The organism is Spirillospora sp. NPDC000708 (assembly GCF_040299565.1).
Classification (GTDB): Bacteria; Actinomycetota; Actinomycetes; order Streptosporangiales; family Streptosporangiaceae; genus Spirillospora.
Genome location: NZ_JBEPCJ010000224.1, coordinates 1 through 1,840, shown reverse-complemented (window position 1 = coordinate 1,840; position 1,840 = coordinate 1). Strand labels below are relative to the sequence as shown.

Below are 1,840 nucleotides of genomic sequence, written 5' to 3'. Positions count from 1 at the left end.
GGCTAAGCATGAAGAAATTCCGTGCAAAGAATTTTTCTTCATGCTTTTATTATATCAAAATACAGTCAGTTAATCAATGTGTTTTTGACTGTATACATAGTTTTTTCTGACTGTATACATAGTTTTTTCTGACTGTATACATAGTTTTTTCTGACTATTTAATTTCTATGAATGGCGTTAACACTAACTTTTTTACCACGCAAAAGAACAAAAGATTAAAATATATATGATAAATTAATATAGGCTTCGCCTTTTTTTATTTTTTTCAAAAATTAAAATCAAGGTCAAAAGAAAAAGTCAAAACCATTGAATTGAAGTTCTAAATTTAAACTCCCTGCATTGCTCTTTTCGCTCCGCTTGTACACTCTCCTTTTTAACTGGACACATACCTGCTAATAAAAAGAACTCCCTTGCGGTCGTGGTTACTTTGATTTTTTTGATAGAGTTAAGTATTTATCTCTTCCGTCAAATGGAAAGATAGCACGTATGGAAGACTCAAACACACCTTTAGCGATTACTTCTAGTTCTTCCAAGTCATCTTGAATTGGAGCTATACTATAAAAGTGGACAGAAAATTGTGTGTTATAATCTGTCTATTAAGACACAAAAATGAAAGGTGGAAAGGTTATAATAAACTAGACACAAAGTTAAGAGAAATCGTGGAAAGGTTTATTATGGCAAGAAGAAAATTCGATAAACAATTTAAAAATTCTGCAGTAAAACTCATTCTTGAAGAGGGTTACTCTGTTAAAGAAGTCAGCCAAGAGCTTGAGGTTCATGCCAATAGTCTTTATCGCTGGGTTCAAGAAGTTGAAGAATATGGAGAAAGTGCTTTTCCAGGCAATGGGACAGCCCTAGCTAATGCCCAACATAAGATTAAATTGTTAGAGAAAGAAAATCGTTATCTTCAGGAGGAACTTGAACTTCTAAAAAAGTTCCGGGTCTTCTTGAAGCGAAGCAAGTAAAACGTTTTGAATTTCTCTTGAAACATCATGGGAAGATAAAAATTAAACATGCAGTAAAAGTTCTTAAGGTTTCTCGCTCAGGTTTCTATGAATACATGCATCGTCGTCCTTCAAAACAACAAGTGGAGAGAGAAATTCTCTCAGAGAAGATAAAAGCTGTCTTTCATGAGCATAAGGGACGCTATGGTGCGGTTAGAATTACCAAGGTACTTCATAATACTGGTATTATGACCAACACGAAACGTGTTGGGAAACTGATGCACTTGATGGGACTTTATGCCAAGGGAAGCCGTTATAAATATAAACATTACAACAGAAAAGGAGCTTCGCTTTCAAGACCCAATTTAATTAATCAGATCTTTAAAGCAACAGCTCCTAATAAAGTATGGCTGGGAGACATGACCTATATCCCTACCAAAGAAGGCACCTTATACTTAGCCGTGAATATCGACGTTTTTTCACGTAAGATTGTAGGCTGGTCAATGTCTTCACGGATGCAAGATAAACTGGTGAGGGATTGCTTCTTACAAGCTTGTGGGAAAGAACATCCTCAGCCTGGCTTGATTGTCCATACTGATCAAGGGAGTCAATATACAAGCTCTCGTTATCAATCTACTCTTCGTCAAGTCGGTGCTCAATCTAGCATGAGTCGTAAAGGAAATCCATATGACAATGCAATGATGGAGTCTTTTTATAAGACGCTAAAGAGGGAGCTTATTAATGATGCTCATTTTGAGACAAGAGCTGAGGCTACTCAAGAAATATTTAAATACATTGAGACCTATTACAATACAAAAAGGATGCATTCAGGTCTTGATTACAATTCTCCAAAAGACAATGAAAAATAAAATTCTAAAATTCTCTAAACTCAGTGT

1 protein-coding gene is annotated in these 1,840 nt (G+C 35.3%); it reads left to right on the top strand.

Annotated elements, in window-relative coordinates; translation table 11 throughout:
- Positions 1-674 precede the first annotated feature (674 nt).
- Positions 675-1,813 (top strand): IS3 family transposase gene (locus tag ABT299_RS52555; protein ID WP_500255463.1). Its coding sequence is split into 2 segments (ribosomal slippage): positions 675-927 and positions 927-1,813, totalling 1,140 coding nucleotides; the frame shifts between segments, so codons are not numbered across the junction.
- Positions 1,814-1,840 lie beyond the last annotated feature (27 nt).